This window comes from Corynebacterium lubricantis DSM 45231 (genome assembly GCF_000379425.1).
GTDB classification, from domain to species: domain Bacteria; phylum Actinomycetota; class Actinomycetes; order Mycobacteriales; family Mycobacteriaceae; genus Corynebacterium; species Corynebacterium lubricantis.
This window is the reverse complement of the sequence record NZ_KB902201.1, coordinates 1-17,209: the sequence shown is the minus strand read 5'-3', so window position 1 is coordinate 17,209 and position 17,209 is coordinate 1. Positions and strand designations below refer to the sequence as shown.

Here is a 17,209-nt window from a genome sequence, read left to right as displayed (position 1 = left end):
CGGCGTCGTTGTCGGTGACGGTCAGGAGGCTCTGGTGGCGTAAGGAATCCTGTTCCGTCAGCGGTCAGTTCATCGCTGAGTCAACCGCTGGCGGATACACCACTCAAAAGGACTTGACCCGTGCGCTACCTTGCTCACCGAACAAAAACTGCGCGTCGCTGAAATAACTCAGGTACTCCTCCACATTCAGCGTACAAAAGGCACACTTGAAGCATTGGTCGCGATGGATTCCGCGCGACGGATTTGGCCCAATTTAACCCGTGATCACCTGCATAATCTGGCGTCGCGCTATAAAGACTGCGCCGGAATCCGGGATTATCGCATCACGATTAATAGCTCAGAAGGCTGTATGGATAGCCCTCTTGAAACAATCTCGAGGTTCCGTCTGGCAGAGGCAAAGTTGCCGGAGGTGAAAAAGGTTGAGTTTCAAGCTGAAATTCGCATCTTTCAGTCTGAGCGCGGATGGCATACCTTTTATGTTGATCAGCTGATTAATGGGTACCTGATTAGTGAGATTGACGGCAGGGCAAAATATTCCGGAGAATACGGAAACGCTGCGGAATCAGTACTGAAACAGGAACGGGACCGTGAACGTCTATTGCTCAGTGCAGGCTTTCCAATGATTCGAAGCTACTTCGAATCTCTAAGAGTAGGCCCAGACGGAAATTGCGGTTACGTGAACAGCATTCGTCACGCACTTCAGAAATATCCCTCCCCCGCAGTGCCTCTGCCCCGGGAGATTATTCTGTAGCATCGACCGATCCTTAATTTTGCAGGCAAAACCGGCCCTAAACAGCAAATCGGTAGATACCGCGCAACAACTAATGAGAATTAAGCAGCTTTAGCCAGCGCCGTCTCCACCAGCGTGTCCAGCAGCTCCGCGTAACCAATCCCGTCGGCTGCGAAGACCTGGGGGTACATGGAAATGGAGGTGAAGCCGGGCAGGGTGTTGATCTCGTTGATCACGGGGCCATCTGCGGTGACGAAGAAGTCTACGCGCGATAGACCGGAGCAATTCAGGGCTCGGAAAGCCTCAATCGCCATGGCCTTGAGCTGGCGGGTAGTCACCTCGTCGTAGGGGCCAGGGATCTCGGCCGAGACTGCATCGGAGAGGTACTTGGTTTCAAAGCCGTAGAAGCCCTCGTCGGTGGATTCCGTGCCGATGAGCTTCGCAGGAGAGGAAGCCACGATGCGACCGTCTGGGTATTCCAGCACGCCGACCTCGACTTCATCGCCGACCAGCTCGGCTTCCACGATGACCTTGTTATCGGTCTCGCGCGCAAGAGTCACGGCCGCAGGGAAATCATCCCAGTTGGATACCTTGGTCACGCCAATGGACGAACCACCGTGCGCGGGCTTGACGAAGACTGGCAATCCGAGGCGGGCTTTCTGGTCTTCGGGCAGGATCTCGTCGTCACGCAAAACGGCCTCATCTGTGACCGGGAGATTCTCTGCGACCAGCAGCTTCTTGGTGTATTCCTTGTCCATGCCGCACGCGGACGCGAGCACGCCGGGGCCGACGTAGGGGACGCCGGACATCTCGAAAAGCCCCTGGATGGTGCCGTCCTCGCCGAAGGCGCCATGCATGACGGGGAACACGACGTCGACAGTGGCGACGGTCTCGCCGGTCGAGGCGTCGCAGAGCTCGCCGCGACGCTGCGGATTCACCGACAACATGATCTCGCGGCCCTGCGGCACCTCAGGCAACGAAACACCTGCGACGGGGTCGAGTGCGCCCAAGGTCCAGGTGCCCTCGCGGGTGATGCCCACGGGGACGATGTCGTACTTGGCGGGGTCCAGCGCAGCCATGATGGAACCTGCGGAAATGCACGAGATGGAGTGCTCAGTGGAGCGACCTCCATAAACTACTGCTATACGTATCACGAATACAGCCTACTTTCTCTTACTCAGACTTCTTGGAGCGACCCATCAGGGCGACAATCATTTCATCGACACCGAGGCCTTTGTGGCATACCGCGTACACGGCCTGGGTGATCGGCATTTCCACACCGACGCTGTTCGCGAGGTGAAAGATGCTTCGCGACGAGGTAACGCCCTCGGCAACCTGGCCATGCGTTGCTTCCTTCGCATCCTCGAGCGTGCCGCCGGCGCCGAGCCGGTAACCGAAGGTGCGGTTACGCGACAGGGGCGAGTTACAGGTGGCCACGAGGTCGCCAAGGCCGGCGAGACCGGCGAAAGTGCGCTGGTCGGCGCCCAGTGCCATGCCCAGGCGGGTGATCTCGGCGAGGCCGCGGGTAATCACCGTGGCCAGGGTGTTCTCCCCGAGCCCCTTGCCGGAAGCCATGCCGCAGGCCAGGGCGATGACGTTCTTGCAGGCGCCGGAGACCTCGCAACCAATCACGTCGGTGTTGGTGTACGGGCGCAGGTAGGACGTGGCGCAGGCGGCTTGGACCAGCTTGGCGCGGTTCTCGTTGGTGCACGCGATGACGGTGGCGGCGGGTTGTTCCTCAGCGATCTCGCGGGCCAAGTTGGGGCCCGTGAGCACGGCGATGCGGTCGTCGCTGGCGCCGGTGATTTCGGCGATGACCTGGGTCATGCGCTGGTAAGTATCGGACTCGATGCCCTTGGAAATCGAAACAAGGGTGGCATCCGGCGGGAGCAGCGGAGTCCACACCTTGAGGTTTTCGCGCATGGTCTGGGAAGGAACGGCGAAGACCACAATCGAGGCGCCGTCGAGAGCTGCGGCGGCATCGGAGGTGGCGGAAATGGATTCCGGCAGCGTGATTTCTGGCAGGTAGTCGGGGTTAACGTGGGTCTGGTCGATGGTCCGGGCGAGCTCGTCGCGACGCGCCCATAACGTCACGGTATTGCCCGCGTCGGCGAAGACTTTCGCCAGAGTAGTTCCCCAGGAGCCAGCTCCCATCACCGCAACATTGACCATTTAGTGTTCCCTTCAGAAATATTTATTGCTGCTTATCCTAGTTGAGATAGCGCGCGTGGCTTGAGTGCGCCACAATAAGAAGTTATGGGCAAGAGAAACGCGCTACACGAAACCGATAAAGACGTCCTCGGTGAAAAGCTGGTCACCGGCCGGCTCCAGATCATTCCGTCGAAGCCCGGCAAGGAGTTCAAGCGGACAACGCTGGCTGCCGGGGCTGTGCTGTGGCGCGACAATGAGCAGGGTGAAAAGGAAGTCGCCTGCATTCATCGCCCGCATTACGACGATTGGTCGCTGGCCAAGGGCAAAGTCGACCCCGATGAGTCGCTGCCGGTCACAGCCGTGCGTGAGATCTTCGAGGAAACCGGCTACCACGTGCGCCTGGGCAAGCTGTTGGGTCGCACCGTCTACCCGGTGCTCGATCGCACGAAGGTGGTCTATTACTGGACCGGCGAGGTGCTCTCCGGCGAATTCACCCCGAACGACGAGGTCGACGAAATCCGCTGGCTGCCCATGGAACAGGCCCAAGAGATCATGACCTACGACCTCGACCGTGAGGTACTGGTCAAGGCGCAGAAGCGCTTCAATCTGCCTGCCACCTCGCGGATCTTGTACGTGCGCCACGCCAAGGCCCATGATCGGGCAAAGTGGAACGGCGACGACAATCTGCGCCCGCTGGAGAAGAAGGGCCGCCGCCAGGCCGAAATGCTCGTGCCAATGCTCACGCCTTTTGCTCCGACCAGGGTATTTTCCGCGGAGCCAGATCGCTGTGTGCACACCGCGGAGCCACTTGCCGACGAGCTTGGGGTGGACGTGGTCGTCGATAAGCGCTTCGGCGACGAGTACTGGCTGGAGCACATGGTCGAGGCGCAACAGGCGTTCATGGATGTGGTGAATCTGGGCGGAACCAGCGTAATTGTGGGCCAGGGCCTGGCCATCCCGGACATGATCGCGTGGCTTTCGGCGAATGGTCGCCTGCCCATCGATGGGGAGATCAAGGCGAAGAAGGGCTCGGTGTGGTCCCTGTCCTTCCACAATGGTGAGCTCACCGGCGCCGATTACATGCCGAGCGCTCTGCCTGTGCGTTAAAGCTAGATCCAGCCGCGATCGCGCGCGATAGTAAACGCCTCGAAGCGGTTCTGCGCGCCCAGCTTGGTCATCGCACTGGAGAGATAATTGCGCACCGTGCCCGCTGCCAAAAAGGTCTGGCGAGCGATATCTTCCACGGAGCCCCCGGCGCCGGCGGCCGCAACGACGTCGGTCTCGCGCTCGGTCAGTGGCGACTCCCCTGTCGAAATCGCCAGGGCTGCCAGCTCGGGATCAAGGTAGCGCCTACCCGCGTTGACGGCGCGGATCGCCGCGGCGAATTCCTGGGCCGTGGAGGTCTTCGGCAGAAACCCCAGGATGGCAGCCGAGAGTGCCCGTTTGAGTTGGCGCGGCCGGCCATGGGAGGTGACAACCATGGCTTTGGCATCCGGGCTGAGTTCGTGGATGCGGGCCACGGCGTCGATGCCGTCAATACCGGACATCTGCAGGTCGGTGACAATCACGTCGGCCACCGGCTGGTTGGTGGTCAGTTGCTTCTGCCACCACTCGACGAGTTCCTCGCCGGAACCGAGCACGGCGATCACCTCGATGTCCTCCTCCAACCCGATGAGCGTGGCCAGGGAGGAGGCCACGAGGGATTCGTCGTCGACGATGACCGCATGGATAGCCACGTGAGACCTCCTAAAATTCCAGGCGCGCGGTGAAGTGCGCGCCGTCTCTTTGCAAGCTTATCGACGAGCCACTCGCCCCAGCACGGCGCTGTAGCGCACTCATCCCCCCGGCGCGCCCGATATCTCCCGTAACTCCGTCGTTGACCACCTCGACGACAGTTGGCTCGAGGGTAATAGTTGTGTGGGTCGCGTGGGCGTGGCGCAGAATATTGGTCGCGGCCTCCCTAATGAACCAGGCCGCCAGTTCGCGGTTGGGTTCGGCGATGTCGAAGGCTCCCCCGCGGATCGTGGTCTGGATTGCCGCGTTGGACAATAGCGAGCGCGCGCCTTCAATCTCCGTGGCGAGGTTGATCGTACGATACCCGTCAACCACCTCGCGCATCTCGGCCATGGATGTTTTGGTCAGGGCTTGGAGCTCGGCGAGCTCGGAGTCGAGGCGGTCGTCGTTACGCGCTGCGAGCGCACGGGCAAGCTCGGCCTTGACCGACATCGCGGCGAGGTGCTGCCCTAAAGTGTCGTGGAGTTCCTGGGCGAAGCGGAGCCGTTCCTCGGAGACTTTGAGGGCGGATTCGAGGTAGCGGGCGCGCTCGGCTTCCTTGACTACGTTGACGGACCAGATGGACAGCAGGATCACGACGAAGATGAAGAAGGAAAATGTCGCGATGGTCCAGGACAAAAACACCCCGACTATGAGGAATAATGCGGCGATCAACCACCAGCGGTGCTTCATCCACGGGATGACGGCGGAGGCGAGAATCACGGCTCCTCCGCCGACGAAGGACGCGCCGGCGAATGCCCAGTGGCCTGCGGAAAATTCGACGAGGAGTGCTCCGGCGAGCACCGCCACCGTTGAGACGATGGCGGTTGTGAGGCGCCACGGGCGGACGCTGGCGCGGGGCCGGTTGCTCCACACGGGGTCGAGTTCGGTGACAATGAGCCCGAATACCGTCAACCCGATGAGCACGACGCACGAGAGGATGACGGCCGGGTGGGAGAAGTCGACTTCGACGCCTGTGACGATCATGCTGTCGAGCAGCACGAGGACCATAATGCCCACGATCATGAGGTGCACGGAAGCGCGGAAGTAGAACACGAATCGTTCTACGGAATCCATTTGCTTCCATGTGTTCATCCCCAACATGTTGCCTACTTTATCTGCGTGTTAGTCGCGGTGGGAGTCCCAGCGCATGGTGGTTTTTGCCCAGTAGGCGGTGGCGACCGACCAGGCGATGACGGCGAGGATGGCAGGCCAGGCCTCAGAAAGCGTATCGACGAATCCCGCGTGGACTTCCCCTGCGCGATCCAGTCCGGACCAGCCGAGATAGGTTAGGTCTGAGATTGCTGCGAACGGGGTCAGTGCGATGATGTCGGCGATGTTCTCAGGGAACATTGAGCGGATGGATTGCTGGGACAACATGGCCAGGCCCATGACTGGCAGCGACGAGATCTGGGCGGCCTCGGCGTTGCGGGTATAGGCTGCGGTGACCAGGGCCAGGCTGGAGGCGATGACCAGCCCGCCGAGCATGGCCACGGTAAGCAGCAGGAAGTTGACAGGGGCGCTGCCGGAGAGAATGCCGATCACGGTGGCGAAGGCCAAGAAGGACAGCAGCGTGACTATCGCTCCCGGGGTGCAGATGGCCAGGATGATGTTGGCGTCGGTGGCCTCCCCGGTACGCAGGCGCTTGAGTACGCGCTCGTCGCGGCGCGTGGCCACCATCGACAACACCGAGTAGAACTGCACGAATGCGAGCGCGAGCAGGACGAAGATTTCCATGCTCACTGCCGCCGGGAAGTTTGCCGGGAAGTCCGCGGCGATGGCGGCGTAGAGCCCATACATGGTGCCGGCGAATCCGGCCGGGAAGACGAGACTGGTGAATAGCAATGTGGGGTTGCGGAAGAATTGTTTCGTTTCGGCCCTAGCTAGCGACGAGGTGCGGGAGTAGTTGGAGGATGTGGTTTCTGGGGTGCGGGTTTGGATGGTCATGATTATTGGTCCTTTCCTGCGATGTCGAGAAAGACTTGTTCGAGGCTGGCGACGTCGGCGCTGAAGCCTTCGAGGGTGATGTTGTTGTCTTCTGCCCAGTGGAGAATGGTGAGAACGTCTGCTTGGAGGTTGTCGGTGCTGATCGAGATGGCGTTGCCGTCGCGGGTGATAGCTGTGCCCGGCAGATGTGGCAATGGGGCTTCCGGTGCTCGGAAACTAATGCGAGCACTCGAGTACTCGGCGATTTCAGAAAGTGAGCCCTCGATGTGGATTGTGCCCTTGTGCATGATGGAAATGCGGTCGCATAGGTACTCTGCTTCTTCCAGGTAATGGGTGGTAAGCACCATGGTGACGCCCTCTGCTTTGAGTTCGCGCAGGAGCTTCCACACGTTGCGACGCGATTCCGGGTCGAGGCCTGTGGTGGGTTCGTCGAGGAAGAGCAGGCTGGGGTTGCCCACCAGCGCGCAGGCGAGGTCGAGGCGACGCTTTTCTCCTCCGGAGAGCGAGCCCACTTTGATGGTGAGCCTGTGTGCGAGGCCGACCCGGTTGAGCACGTCGTCGATAGGCAATGGCGACGAGCACGTGCCCGCCCACATAGTCATGGTTTCGTGGACGGTGAGCTGGCTGGGCAGGCCGCCGTCTTGTAGCACGATGCCCGTGTGGCGGCGGACCTCTTGGCGCTGCGTGATGGGGTCCATGCCGAGGACTGTGACGCTGCCGGCGGTGGGTGCGGCGAGGCCTTCGAGGATTTCGAGTGTGGAGGTTTTGCCCGCGCCGTTGGTGCCCAGCAGGCCGTAGACCTCGCCGCGCGCGACGGAGAAATCGATCGCATCGACGGCTGTGTACGTTTTCTTCTTGGTGCCGTAAGTGCGGGTTAATCCGCGGACGGTGATGACGTCAGCGGAGACGGTGTCGGTGAGAGTACGTTGCGGTGCAGTTGCCGTATTCATGAGTGCGCCTTTCAATGGACTTTTTCTGTGCTACTTCCACTATCGCGGGAAGGTAAAAGTCCAGGTAGGGCCATTCGTCATGAAGCGAGGCGGGCGATGTCACTGAATATTCATGACAAATGTCATGAGGCATGCAAAAACCCGCCGCACCGGGTGGGTGTGGCGGGAAAGCTCTCCAAGCTTTGGAGTGTTAGGAGGAAGCGACTGCAGGCTTAAACGCCGGGCGCTTCGCCTCGTAAGCGTCGATCGCGTCTTCCTCGCGCAGGGTCAGGCCGATGTCATCGAGGCCCTCCATCAGGCGCCAACGGGTGTAGTCGTCGATCTCGAAGGTGTAGGTGTTCTCGCCGACGATGACCGTGCGGTCCTCCAGGGAGACGGTGGCCTCGAGGCCTGGCTCGGCTTCGAGCTGCTTCCAGATCAGCTCGATGTCGGACTCGCTCATGATGCCCGCGAGCAGGCCGGCCTTGCCGGAGTTGCCTCGGAAGATGTCGGCGAAGCGTGGGCTGAACACGGCCTTGAAGCCGTAGTCCATCAGGGCCCAGACGGCGTGCTCGCGCGAGGAGCCGGTGCCGAAGTCAGCGCCAGCGAAGAGCACGGAGCCGTTCTTGTATGGCTCCTGGTTAAGAACGAAGTTCTCATCCTTCTTGCGCCAGTTAGCGAACAGGCCGTCTTCGAAGCCGGTGCGGGTAACGCGCTTGAGGTACACGGCTGGGATGATCTGGTCGGTGTCCACGTTGGACGACTGCAGTGGCACGCCAACGCCGGTGTGAGTGGTGAATTTCTCCATGGTCTCTCTCCTAGTTTGTTGTCGTGGTTTACAGGTCTGCCGGGCTGGACAGGTGGCCGGTGATTGCGGTTGCTGCTGCCACCAGTGGGGAGACCAGGTGGGTGCGACCGCCTGGTCCCTGGCGACCCTCGAAGTTACGGTTCGAGGTGGACGCGGAGCGCTCGCCTGGCTTGAGCTGATCCGGGTTCATGCCCAGACACATGGAACAACCGGCAGTGCGCCACTCGGCACCGAACTCGGTGAAGATCTTGTCCAGGCCTTCTTCTTCCGCCTGCTGCTTGACCAGCGTGGAGGAAGGAACGACCATCATGCGGGTGTCTGCCGCGATCTTCTTGCCCTTGAGCACGGAGGCTGCTTCGCGCAGGTCCTCGATACGCGCGTTGGTGCACGATCCCAGGAAGACGGTGTCGATCTTGATGTCGCGCAGCGGGGTGCCGGCCTTCAGATCCATGTAGGCCAGCGCCTTTTCTGCAGCGGCCTTAGCTTGATCGTCGCCGAAGGACTCTGGGTCAGGCACAGACTCGGACAGTGGCAGGCCCTGGCCTGGGTTGGTACCCCAGGTGACAAATGGGGTCAGGGCGGAGCCGTCAATTTCGACGACGGTGTCGAATTCCGCGCCTTCGTCGGTAGGCAGCGTCTTCCAGTACGCCACTGCCTCGTCCCAATCCTTACCCTTTGGTGCGAACTCGCGGCCCTCAACGTAATCGAAGGTCTTTTGATCCGGTGCGACCATGCCGGCGCGGGCACCTGCCTCGATGGACATGTTGCACATGGTCATGCGTGCTTCCATGGACAGCTTCTCAATGGCCTCGCCGCGGTACTCAATGATGTGGCCCTGGCCGCCGCCGGTGCCAATCTTCGCGATGATCGCCAGAATCAGGTCCTTAGAGGTCACACCAGGCTGCAGTTCGCCAGAGACGTTAATAGCCATGGTCTTAAAGGGCTTCAGCGACAAGGTCTGGGTAGCCATGACGTGCTCAACCTCGGAGGTACCAATACCCATAGCAATGGAGCCAAACGCGCCGTGGGTGGAAGTGTGCGAGTCACCGCAGACGATGGTCATGCCCGGCTGGGTAATGCCCAGCTGTGGGCCCACGGTGTGCACGATGCCCTGCTGGACATCGCCCATGGGGTGCAGGCGCACGCCGAACTCCGCACAGTTATTACGCAGGGTTTCCACCTGGGTGCGCGAGGTGGCCTCGCGGATCTCCAGCAAGGAGCCCTTTACAATGCCCTCGGTAGGAACGTTGTGGTCTTCGGTAGCCAGGTGCAGTTCTGGGTGGCGCATCTTGCGGCCCGTCATGCGCAGCCCGTCGAAGGCCTGCGGGGAGGTCACTTCGTGGAGCAGCTGGAAGTCAATGTAAATCAGGTCTGGTTCGCCGTTTTCGCCCTGCTTAACAACGTGGTCGTTCCAGACCTTCTCGGCCAGTGTCAATGGCTTGTCCGCCATGGTCATCTCCTTCATTACCTCACCCAGTTTCCCATTAAGTGAGATGCTATTATCCGGCATATGGGAAAGTATAGCGTAGAATCCGGAATTCAGGTACTAGATCGTTCAATTTCGATTTTGCATGCCGTATCCAGCGGACCAATGACCCTCGCCGAGCTCTGCGAGACCACCGGAATCCCCCGCGCCACCACCCACCGACTCGCCACCGCACTTGAGACGCACCAAATGCTCATCCGCACCAGCGACGGCAAATGGGAGGTCGGCCCCACCCTCAACCAACTGGCGGGAACCGCACCCTCGCGACTGATCTCCATTGCCACACCTATTATGGCCACCCTGGTCGACACCACCGGCGAATCAGTCCAGCTCTACCAACTCACCGGCCATACCCGCACGTGCATCGCCGCACAAGAACCACCGATCGGCCTCCAAAACACCGTCCCCGTCGGCTCGCAGCTGCCACTCACCCACGGTTCGGCCGCCCGCATCTTCGCGGCGTTTACCTCGCTTCACGACGAGCCCTTCTCCGAAACCGACCTTGACGCGGTTCGCGGGTCCGGCTTAGCCGAGTCCGTCAGCGAGCGCGAAGTGGGCCTGGCCAGCGTCTCCGCCCCCATCTTCGATAATTCTGGCACCCTTGTTGCGGCCTTGTCTGTTTCTGGTCCTGCCGAGCGCCTGCGTCCGTCGCCCGCGGCGAAGTGGGGCAAGGAGCTACTCCGTGCCGCGGAACGGGTCTCTGCTGAGTTATAAGGAATTAAATTCACGCAGGCAGCATCGGCCTCAATGCCCAAAAGGGCGGGAAGTCGGCCTAAATCGCTCAAATATATTCAGCCCACGCTAAAGCCCTCCACAAAGATGTCTGAATTTAATAGACCGAATGGTATAGTTCTTCCAAGATAAGCGCGTACTTAGCGGTCTATCAAGAACGAGGAATCTTTAGAACTATGCCACTTACAGCACCTTCCATTGCCATCATTGGCCTTGGACCCCGCGGCGTATCCACACTGGAGCGCCTCATTGCACGTCTCAATACGGTGGACAATCCACCGGAGCGTCTCGTGCTCCACCTCATTGACGACGCACAGCATGGCGGCGGCAAGGTGTGGGACATCAACCAGACCAAGGCACTGTGCATGAACACCTTCGCCCACGGCATGACGCTGTTCGCGGAGCCAGGGGCAACGGTGGAAGCACCTGTTATTGAGGGGCCAACTATCTACGAGTGGGTTCGCCTCCACCTCGGCGATACCTCCGAGGTCTCCCCCGAGAAGCTCGCCTTCGTCGAGAAGCATCCTCTCCAGCCCGAGGTCAACGAGCGCTTCAGCGACGAGGAACTCGGCGCGATCCGCCCCGAGTCCTACCCGCACCGCGCCCTCTACGGCTACTACCTGCTATGGTTCTTCCACTCCATCCTCAAAGACGTGCCCGAATGGGTCACCGTTGTGCAGCACAAGGCCCGCGCCACCAACATCCATGCGGTTGACGACCACGACGTGATCACCCTGGACAACGGCGAGGACGTCACTGCCTCTGCCACGATCGCTGTGACCGGCTGGCAGAACCAGGGCATGGGTGAGCAAGAAAAATGGATCAAGCACACGCTGGAGACCCACCCGAACCTGAATTGGATCCGCGCTGATAACCCGATTGAGCAGGATATTGACTCGATCAAGGACAACGAAAACGTCCTCGCGCGCGGCCTCGGCATGGGCTTTTTCGACGTGCTGATCATGACCACCACCGAGCGCGGCGGGCAGTTCGTCGACGACGAGAATGCCTCCGGCGGGGTGCGCTACATTCCTACCGGCAAGGAACCCACCTTCTACGCCAGCTCGCGTCGCGGCTACCCCTTCATGCCACAGTCGGATGACGGAGGCCTTCCTCCGGCAGCTGAAATCCCGCGTTTGAAGAAGGTTGTTGCACAGCTTTCGTCGCGAAGCGGACGCCGTTCCATCGACTACGACGTCGAGGTCTGGCCGGCCGTACTGCGCGATGCCTACCACGCGTATGTGAAGACGCTGGCGCGCGTCGAGCCTGAGGCGCTGAAGGCGGACCTAGATACGATTGTCGCAGCTATCGACGATGCCGAGATCGACGCGAGCGTGGTGTTCAACGGCGTGACCGCGATGGACGATGTGATTACGCAGTACACCACGAAGCGCTTCTCGCTGCTGCGCTGGTTGCACCTGATCCCGGCGACCTTCGACAACACCGAGGAACTCACGGCATACCTCGTGCAGCGCATGCAGGAAGATCTCAGCGATGCCGAGGCAGGACAAGACAGTCCGGTCCGTGCGGCGCTGTGGTCGATTGGTTTTTCGCGCAAACCGACGCAGGTGCTCGGCGCGGAAGGCCGGTACACGGTGGAATCTCGGCACCACATGTTCGACAAGGCCATCGCGCTGGGCCAGCTGGCGTGCTCCGGTCCTCCAATCTTCCGTACGCGCCAGCTACTGGCACTTGTCGACGCCGGCGTTGTGCGCTTCATCGGCGCACATCCATTCCTGGATACCGATCGCCACACCGGCGAGTGGACGATGAGTTCGCCTTCGTCGGGCGGGGTGCGCTACAAGGGCACCACGCTTCTCGACGCTTGGGTGAACAAGCCTGACTACCGGCGCAAACCAGTGGAATCGCTCAGCCTGAATCTCGTGGAGAAGGATCGCGTGCGCCTTTTCACCGACGTGGCGGAAGACGGCACCGAGCTGCCTACAGGTTCCGTGGAGCAGGACCCGCAGACCCGTCGCGTGATCAATCCCGACGGCGTGCAGGATCCACGCCTGCACATGGTGGGCATTCCGGCGCACTCGCAGTACCCGGACACCACCATTTCCCCTCCGATCCCAGGTACCGATCCCTGGTTCATTCAGGAGACGGATAAGGCGGCCAACAGCGCAGCCACCATCGCGCTTAGTTCAGTCGCAGTGAACCAATCAGTCTAGCAATATTATTCAACTAGGACTATGGTGAACACCGTAGTTTTACCAAAGACTTTTACAAGGAGTACAGATGTCTGACCTCACCCCAAAGCACAACGACGGCGAAGTTCTGGAGCCAATCGACAAGGACAAGCTGGCAGCGCTGCGCCAGAAGAACATCGATAACCCAGAAGGCGGCCGCCGCACCATCAAGACCCACACCGAGGCAGACGGCTACTTCCGCAACTACACCCAGATCCGCGATCTGGATCCAGTTCTGGTTTCCGAGCCACCAGCACTGCTTGGCGACGACTCCGCGCCAAACCCAACCGATACCGCACAGGCCGGCCTTGCTGCATGCATCTCTGTGGGTATCCAGGCAATTGCTACCCACCGTGGCGTGAACCTGACCAAGATCAACATCGACATCGAGTCCGACATCGACATCTCCCCTGTCTGGGGCGTCGGCGACCTCACCGAGGACAAGCGCCCAGGCGTGTCCGACGTGCGCGTGTCCGTTGACCTGGACGGCGACGCTGACCGCGAAACCCTGCAGAAGATCGTGGATGACGCGATCCAGTGGTCGCCAGTGGTAAACACCTACACCCGCCCAGCGAACCTGACCCACAAGCTGGTCTAGTTCCGGCCTTTAAGCCCGGTTGCTCGATATTGATTATCGAGCAACCGGGTTTTTCATGTGCGTTTGACATCTCAGGCACTACCCTTGGGCACTATGAAGAAGATCTGGACCTTACCCGCAGTCACACTTCTCGCCGCAGGCGCTCTCACCGCGTGCGGGACCGATACTGCCCAGGAACCGGAGGCCGCACCCACACCCATCGAGGTGACGTATAACCACTACGTTGCCATCGGCGATTCCTACGCAGCTTTGGGTTCCCGCGACGCGGCAACAAGCGGCCCCGAGACCTGTCTGCGCTCCGCAGACAACTACCCCGCCCTAATTGGGCAGCATGAGCGCGTCGAGGTCACCGATGATTTGTCCTGCTCGGGCGCCGTCACAGACGATGTTGTGGCTCCCAGTGGCGAAGGCGAAAACATGATCGCACCACAGGTCGATGCGCTTAGCCCAGAAACAGATCTGGTCACGGTATCGATTGGGGGCAATGACATCAATTTCCCGGTGTTCGCGCAGTGCTTCCAGGACGCAATCCTCTCGGGTGAGCAATCGGACTGCTCGGATGAGTACGACAACGCGGAGCTGCTCGCAGGTGTCGACGAGAAGTTAGCCAACGTCTACTCCACCATCACCGAACGCGCCCCAAGCGCCTATGTGTACGTCACCGGATACCTGCCGCTGCTCAGCGCGGAGGGCGAGTGCACCGATGCCGCCTTCGTTTCCGAAGCGGACCGCGCGTGGGCCGTTGACTTGACCAATCAGCTCAACGAACACATTGCACAGGTCGCGGGCGAACATGGGTTGGCCTTCGTCATGCCGGAAAATGCCGAAGACCATACTGTCTGCGCTGCCCCCGAGGAGCGCTGGACTGACCTGACCGGTATTGACACCGATGGCTACCCTATGCACCCCACCCCACTCGGCCAAGAAGCCATGGCCGATGCGGTGATGGAAAAGCTTTAGAAGCCGAGCGCAGGCCCGATGGTGGTGGTCCAGCTGCGACGCATCTGGTCCTCAAAAAGCCCCCAGGTATGGGTGCCTTCGGCAAGCGGATAGAACTCCACGCTGACTCCGGCTTCCCGGGCACGGTCAACAAAGTGCGAGGAACACACATACGACGCCGCCTCGATTCCTGCCTGCGGGTTACCGACGCGCGAGGAATAGTCCGGGCCATCGACCGGCCCGGGCGTTCCCTGAGCAGCGCCGACAAACACCTCGGTGTTCTGCAAACGATCAAGGTGTAGCACCGGCGAGTGTGCCGCCCACGCTGGGTCGCTAGAGCCGCCCCACATGTTGTCGGGGTCCGCGTCATTCAAGCTCAGGGCGAAACGGGCGAAGGCTTGGCCTGCGACACCGGTTGTTGAAGGACAACCTGAATACGACGCCGCAGCCCTAAACCGCGCGGGTTCTAAGGAGGCCAGCTCGATGGCCGGACCGCCCGACATGGAAATCCCGCCAATTGCGTCCTGGCCAGTTCCGTGGAACAAATCGTCGACAAGCGGTGGTAATTCTTTGGTCATGTACGTGGTCCACTTGTTGTCGCCCGTGGTGGGGTCGAAGCGGTACCAGTCGGCCTGCATTGAGGAAGTCGCCCCTTTCGGCGTGACCACATTGACTAGTTTGTCCGCGAAGAACTCCTGGTAGTTCGATGAGTTGTACCAGCTCCAGCCGCCGCGCGCGCCGTCGGCACCCATCATGAGGTAGAAGGTGGGACGCTCCGCGGTGTTGTCGGGGCCGCCGGGCAGGTAGATGTCGTTGGTAACAATCCGGTCCATCGACGGCGAGTACACGTCGAATTCGTAGACATCGCCCTCGAGGTGTCGAATGCCCCGGAACTCGCCGACACCAGCATTCTCGGAGGGGAAAGTCTGGCTGACATCGCTGCTGCCGAGACTGGAGTTCAGCTCGTAGAGCGCGGAGCCGAGTGGGCCTTCGGCAAGTTCGGAGGAGGATACTGCCGGCCCGGAGGACAGCGGCACGTCCGAGGACAGGCTCGAGGCGGCGGCCGCTGCGGAAGCGGCGTCGATCGCGCTCGATCCGGTAGTTGGGTAGTCGCCGTGAGGGCTTTCGCTTGACGACGATTCACTCGCCCCGGCCAGCGTCTGTGCCGTAAGTGCGAGTGCGGTGAACAAGGCGAGGCCAAAGGTCCCACGGCTGATTTTTCTCATGGAGACACTTTAGTTTATGGAGTGAAACTAAAACAAGGAAAAACCGCATCCACGGGGGTTGTGGATGCGGTTTTCTGAACCCGTCTGAAAGGAACGGACTCTACTGCGGAGCTAAGTCATCTTGCGGAGGTTTCTCTAATCCGGGTTCGTGCTTACCCGTAACTACGTCCGCGGTTTTATAAGTGGGTGACGTGCATATTTACAGTGGAGTTCATTCACTTTTCAAATCTTCAGGCAACTGATACCTCTGGTATTTCTCGGGCGTAAGCTCCTTGACTTCTCGCATATCTGGCGAATCTGAAGTTTGGATTATGGCTATGCCGCGATCAGCCCTCGGCGTACCGGGTGCTCAGCTTGGCTGAAATAAGTGTTGTCACTTACTGCCATCTAGTCTCCTTTCGGCCTCTTGGTTCAGGTGCACGATGTCTAGGCTCTACCCTGCTTTACATGTGTTGCGGGGGGCTTTGACTTCGTACTTCCGACTCTATGCTGCGCTTTATGCGAAGTGAACCAATTCCACGAAACACACCACTGGTTATAACCCGACCTGTTCGATAGTGTGTGCGTATCGCTACGATTGGCCATTCTGGTAGGGGTTATCCTTAGCCTTCTTTGCAAGTTTTTCTGCAGGCACTACGCAGAATTGTTCATGGCAAACTGCCACAGCGCAACGTCTAAAAGTCGCAAGCTTGGTTCATGATTCGTAAGGATTGGTTTATCTCTGCCGTTTGGAGCAATCTCCGAAGCGTCGCCGTTTCTATTCGAATTTGACCTTCATTCGTGATCACTCGATAGAGCTGCTATTAATTCCCAGAATAGAGTGACCTTTCGATACCAAAATACTTAATCACGACGCAGTCGGATATCGAAAAGCTCAATCCGTTTTACCGCCAACAATTTAGAAGCGGATACTAAAGGATTCAGTGACCTTTTCCGGACACGGAGACCTAGTCAATTCCGAAACTTTCAAGATCCTCTCATCACGTCGAAGTCGGAATTTTTGCATCCGCGAGCGGGATAGAGGGAATGGTCCCGGGAAGTTGAGTCGTCTCCTCCACGTTTTTCGAATCCATTAAGAATCGCTTTGCGCCAAATGCTTCTAGATAGATACTGAAGGAACGTTCGGCAAACAAATCCCTCATACTACTCCCTAACTTTTCGGTTCTCGGTAACTGAGTAAAGCAAGTTCCTCAATCGTTGAGTTTAAAGAAGTGGTAGCTATTTGCGTTGCTGAAGGCCGACAAATCTAGGAGAACCGACTCGCCGTTTGCATCGGCCCGTGCAGTGGTAATTGGGGAATATACCAGTAGCTCATGATCTTGGTTCACAACCGCAAATTCATGATTCTTACCTGCCAAGAATTCTCACCAATATAGTTGTGAAAGTCATATATAGTAGTCGTCCAACAAATCAGGGTTGCGTCCAATAGTGTGGTGTACAGCTACCGCCTGGTGAACCCCCCCTGCCGACCAGCAAGGAGACCACCGCGGTACCTTTCGACTCAGCTCCTACACATCCTCGAAAGGACACCAACGATGGCCTCCGCGCCCAATCATATCGACCCCACCGGATACCTCGACGACCTGCTGGCCCAAGCCTCACCCGATCTGATGCGCCAGATGCTCCAGGACACCATCAACCTCCTGCTGTCCGCCCAAGCCGACCAGGTCTGCGGCGCCGAATACGGCACCACCAGTG

The 17,209-nt window shown here is 59.6% G+C and carries 15 protein-coding genes and 1 pseudogene; 7 read left to right on the top strand and 9 right to left on the bottom strand.

Features of this window, described 5'->3' with window-relative positions:
* Positions 1–130: 130 nt before the first annotated feature.
* Positions 131–751 carry a hypothetical protein gene (locus A37O_RS15025; protein ID WP_018296970.1) on the top strand — a complete coding sequence of 207 codons (621 nt, stop codon included), beginning with the start codon at positions 131–133 and terminating at the stop codon, positions 749–751.
* An 80-nt stretch (positions 752–831) separates the two neighbouring features.
* Here the strand turns inward: A37O_RS15025 and A37O_RS0107940 are convergent, their stop codons facing one another.
* Positions 832–1,884: a D-alanine--D-alanine ligase family protein gene (locus A37O_RS0107940; RefSeq protein WP_026196244.1), complete on the bottom strand. Its 1,053-nt coding sequence runs from the start codon at positions 1,882–1,884 to the stop codon at positions 832–834.
* A 19-nt stretch (positions 1,885–1,903) separates the two neighbouring features.
* Complete coding sequence (locus tag A37O_RS0107935) at positions 1,904–2,902, bottom strand: NAD(P)H-dependent glycerol-3-phosphate dehydrogenase (RefSeq protein WP_018296968.1); 999 nt, start codon at positions 2,900–2,902, stop codon at positions 1,904–1,906.
* An 84-nt stretch (positions 2,903–2,986) separates the two neighbouring features.
* On the opposite strand from A37O_RS0107935, the gene A37O_RS0107930 reads away from it, so the two are divergent.
* Positions 2,987–3,988 (top strand): NUDIX hydrolase, encoded by a 1,002-nt coding sequence (locus A37O_RS0107930; protein WP_018296967.1) that lies wholly within the window; start codon positions 2,987–2,989, stop codon positions 3,986–3,988.
* A gap of 2 nt (positions 3,989–3,990) precedes the next feature.
* On the opposite strand, the gene A37O_RS0107925 is transcribed toward A37O_RS0107930, so the two are convergent.
* The 6 genes from A37O_RS0107925 to leuC all read right to left on the bottom strand — a co-directional run bounded on the left by A37O_RS0107925 (position 3,991) and on the right by leuC (position 9,788).
* On the bottom strand, positions 3,991–4,617 hold the full coding sequence (locus A37O_RS0107925) for a response regulator transcription factor (RefSeq protein ID WP_018296966.1): 627 nt from the start codon (positions 4,615–4,617) through the stop codon (positions 3,991–3,993).
* Between the two features lie 10 nt (positions 4,618–4,627).
* Positions 4,628–5,758: a sensor histidine kinase gene (locus tag A37O_RS15020; protein WP_083912618.1), complete on the bottom strand. Its 1,131-nt coding sequence runs from the start codon at positions 5,756–5,758 to the stop codon at positions 4,628–4,630.
* A gap of 21 nt (positions 5,759–5,779) precedes the next feature.
* A complete protein-coding gene (locus tag A37O_RS0107915; protein ID WP_018296964.1) occupies positions 5,780–6,601 on the bottom strand; it encodes an ABC transporter permease in 822 nt (273 codons plus the stop codon).
* Positions 6,602–6,603: 2 nt separating this feature from the next.
* Positions 6,604–7,551, bottom strand: coding sequence for an ABC transporter ATP-binding protein (locus A37O_RS0107910; RefSeq protein WP_018296963.1), 948 nt, complete (start codon positions 7,549–7,551; stop codon positions 6,604–6,606).
* Positions 7,552–7,741: 190 nt separating this feature from the next.
* Positions 7,742–8,338: a 3-isopropylmalate dehydratase small subunit gene (gene leuD / locus A37O_RS0107905; protein ID WP_018296962.1), complete on the bottom strand. Its 597-nt coding sequence runs from the start codon at positions 8,336–8,338 to the stop codon at positions 7,742–7,744.
* Between the two features lie 28 nt (positions 8,339–8,366).
* Positions 8,367–9,788 carry a 3-isopropylmalate dehydratase large subunit gene (leuC, locus tag A37O_RS0107900; RefSeq protein ID WP_018296961.1) on the bottom strand — a complete coding sequence of 474 codons (1,422 nt, stop codon included), beginning with the start codon at positions 9,786–9,788 and terminating at the stop codon, positions 8,367–8,369.
* 60 nt (positions 9,789–9,848) lie between these two features.
* Between leuC and A37O_RS0107895 the strand changes: the two genes are divergently transcribed.
* From A37O_RS0107895 to A37O_RS0107880, 4 genes are all read left to right on the top strand, one after another.
* Positions 9,849–10,538 carry an IclR family transcriptional regulator gene (locus tag A37O_RS0107895; RefSeq protein WP_026196242.1) on the top strand — a complete coding sequence of 230 codons (690 nt, stop codon included), beginning with the start codon at positions 9,849–9,851 and terminating at the stop codon, positions 10,536–10,538.
* A gap of 194 nt (positions 10,539–10,732) precedes the next feature.
* Positions 10,733–12,730: an FAD/NAD(P)-binding protein gene (locus A37O_RS0107890; RefSeq protein WP_018296959.1), complete on the top strand. Its 1,998-nt coding sequence runs from the start codon at positions 10,733–10,735 to the stop codon at positions 12,728–12,730.
* Positions 12,731–12,797: 67 nt separating this feature from the next.
* Positions 12,798–13,346: an OsmC family protein gene (locus A37O_RS0107885; protein WP_018296958.1), complete on the top strand. Its 549-nt coding sequence runs from the start codon at positions 12,798–12,800 to the stop codon at positions 13,344–13,346.
* Positions 13,347–13,439: 93 nt separating this feature from the next.
* A complete protein-coding gene (locus tag A37O_RS0107880; protein WP_018296957.1) occupies positions 13,440–14,306 on the top strand; it encodes an SGNH/GDSL hydrolase family protein in 867 nt (288 codons plus the stop codon).
* Here the strand turns inward: A37O_RS0107880 and A37O_RS0107875 are convergent.
* Entirely contained in the window at positions 14,303–15,511 is a 1,209-nt protein-coding gene (locus tag A37O_RS0107875; protein ID WP_018296956.1) for an alpha/beta hydrolase, read from the bottom strand. The genes A37O_RS0107880 and A37O_RS0107875 overlap by 4 nt on opposite strands.
* A 1,535-nt stretch (positions 15,512–17,046) precedes the next feature.
* On the opposite strand from A37O_RS0107875, the pseudogene A37O_RS16475 reads away from it, so the two are divergent.
* A pseudogene (locus tag A37O_RS16475) lies at positions 17,047–17,209 on the top strand (IS256 family transposase); the annotation flags it as partial.

Bases quoted from the DNA above. Each gene is read 5' to 3' on its own strand.
- A37O_RS15020 (WP_083912618.1), bottom strand. From the start codon at position 5,758: ATGTTGGGGATGAACACATGGAAGCAAATGGATTCCGTAGAACGATTC.
- A37O_RS0107930 (WP_018296967.1), top strand. From the start codon at position 2,987: ATGGGCAAGAGAAACGCGCTACACGAAACCGATAAAGACGTCCTCGGT.
- A37O_RS0107885 (WP_018296958.1), top strand. From the start codon at position 12,798: ATGTCTGACCTCACCCCAAAGCACAACGACGGCGAAGTTCTGGAGCCA.
- A37O_RS0107875 (WP_018296956.1), bottom strand. From the start codon at position 15,511: ATGAGAAAAATCAGCCGTGGGACCTTTGGCCTCGCCTTGTTCACCGCA.
- A37O_RS0107915 (WP_018296964.1), bottom strand. From the start codon at position 6,601: ATGACCATCCAAACCCGCACCCCAGAAACCACATCCTCCAACTACTCC.
- leuD (WP_018296962.1), bottom strand. From the start codon at position 8,338: ATGGAGAAATTCACCACTCACACCGGCGTTGGCGTGCCACTGCAGTCG.
- leuC (WP_018296961.1), bottom strand. From the start codon at position 9,788: ATGGCGGACAAGCCATTGACACTGGCCGAGAAGGTCTGGAACGACCAC.
- A37O_RS0107910 (WP_018296963.1), bottom strand. From the start codon at position 7,551: ATGAATACGGCAACTGCACCGCAACGTACTCTCACCGACACCGTCTCC.
- A37O_RS0107895 (WP_026196242.1), top strand. From the start codon at position 9,849: ATGGGAAAGTATAGCGTAGAATCCGGAATTCAGGTACTAGATCGTTCA.
- A37O_RS0107935 (WP_018296968.1), bottom strand. From the start codon at position 2,902: ATGGTCAATGTTGCGGTGATGGGAGCTGGCTCCTGGGGAACTACTCTG.
- A37O_RS0107890 (WP_018296959.1), top strand. From the start codon at position 10,733: ATGCCACTTACAGCACCTTCCATTGCCATCATTGGCCTTGGACCCCGC.
- A37O_RS0107880 (WP_018296957.1), top strand. From the start codon at position 13,440: ATGAAGAAGATCTGGACCTTACCCGCAGTCACACTTCTCGCCGCAGGC.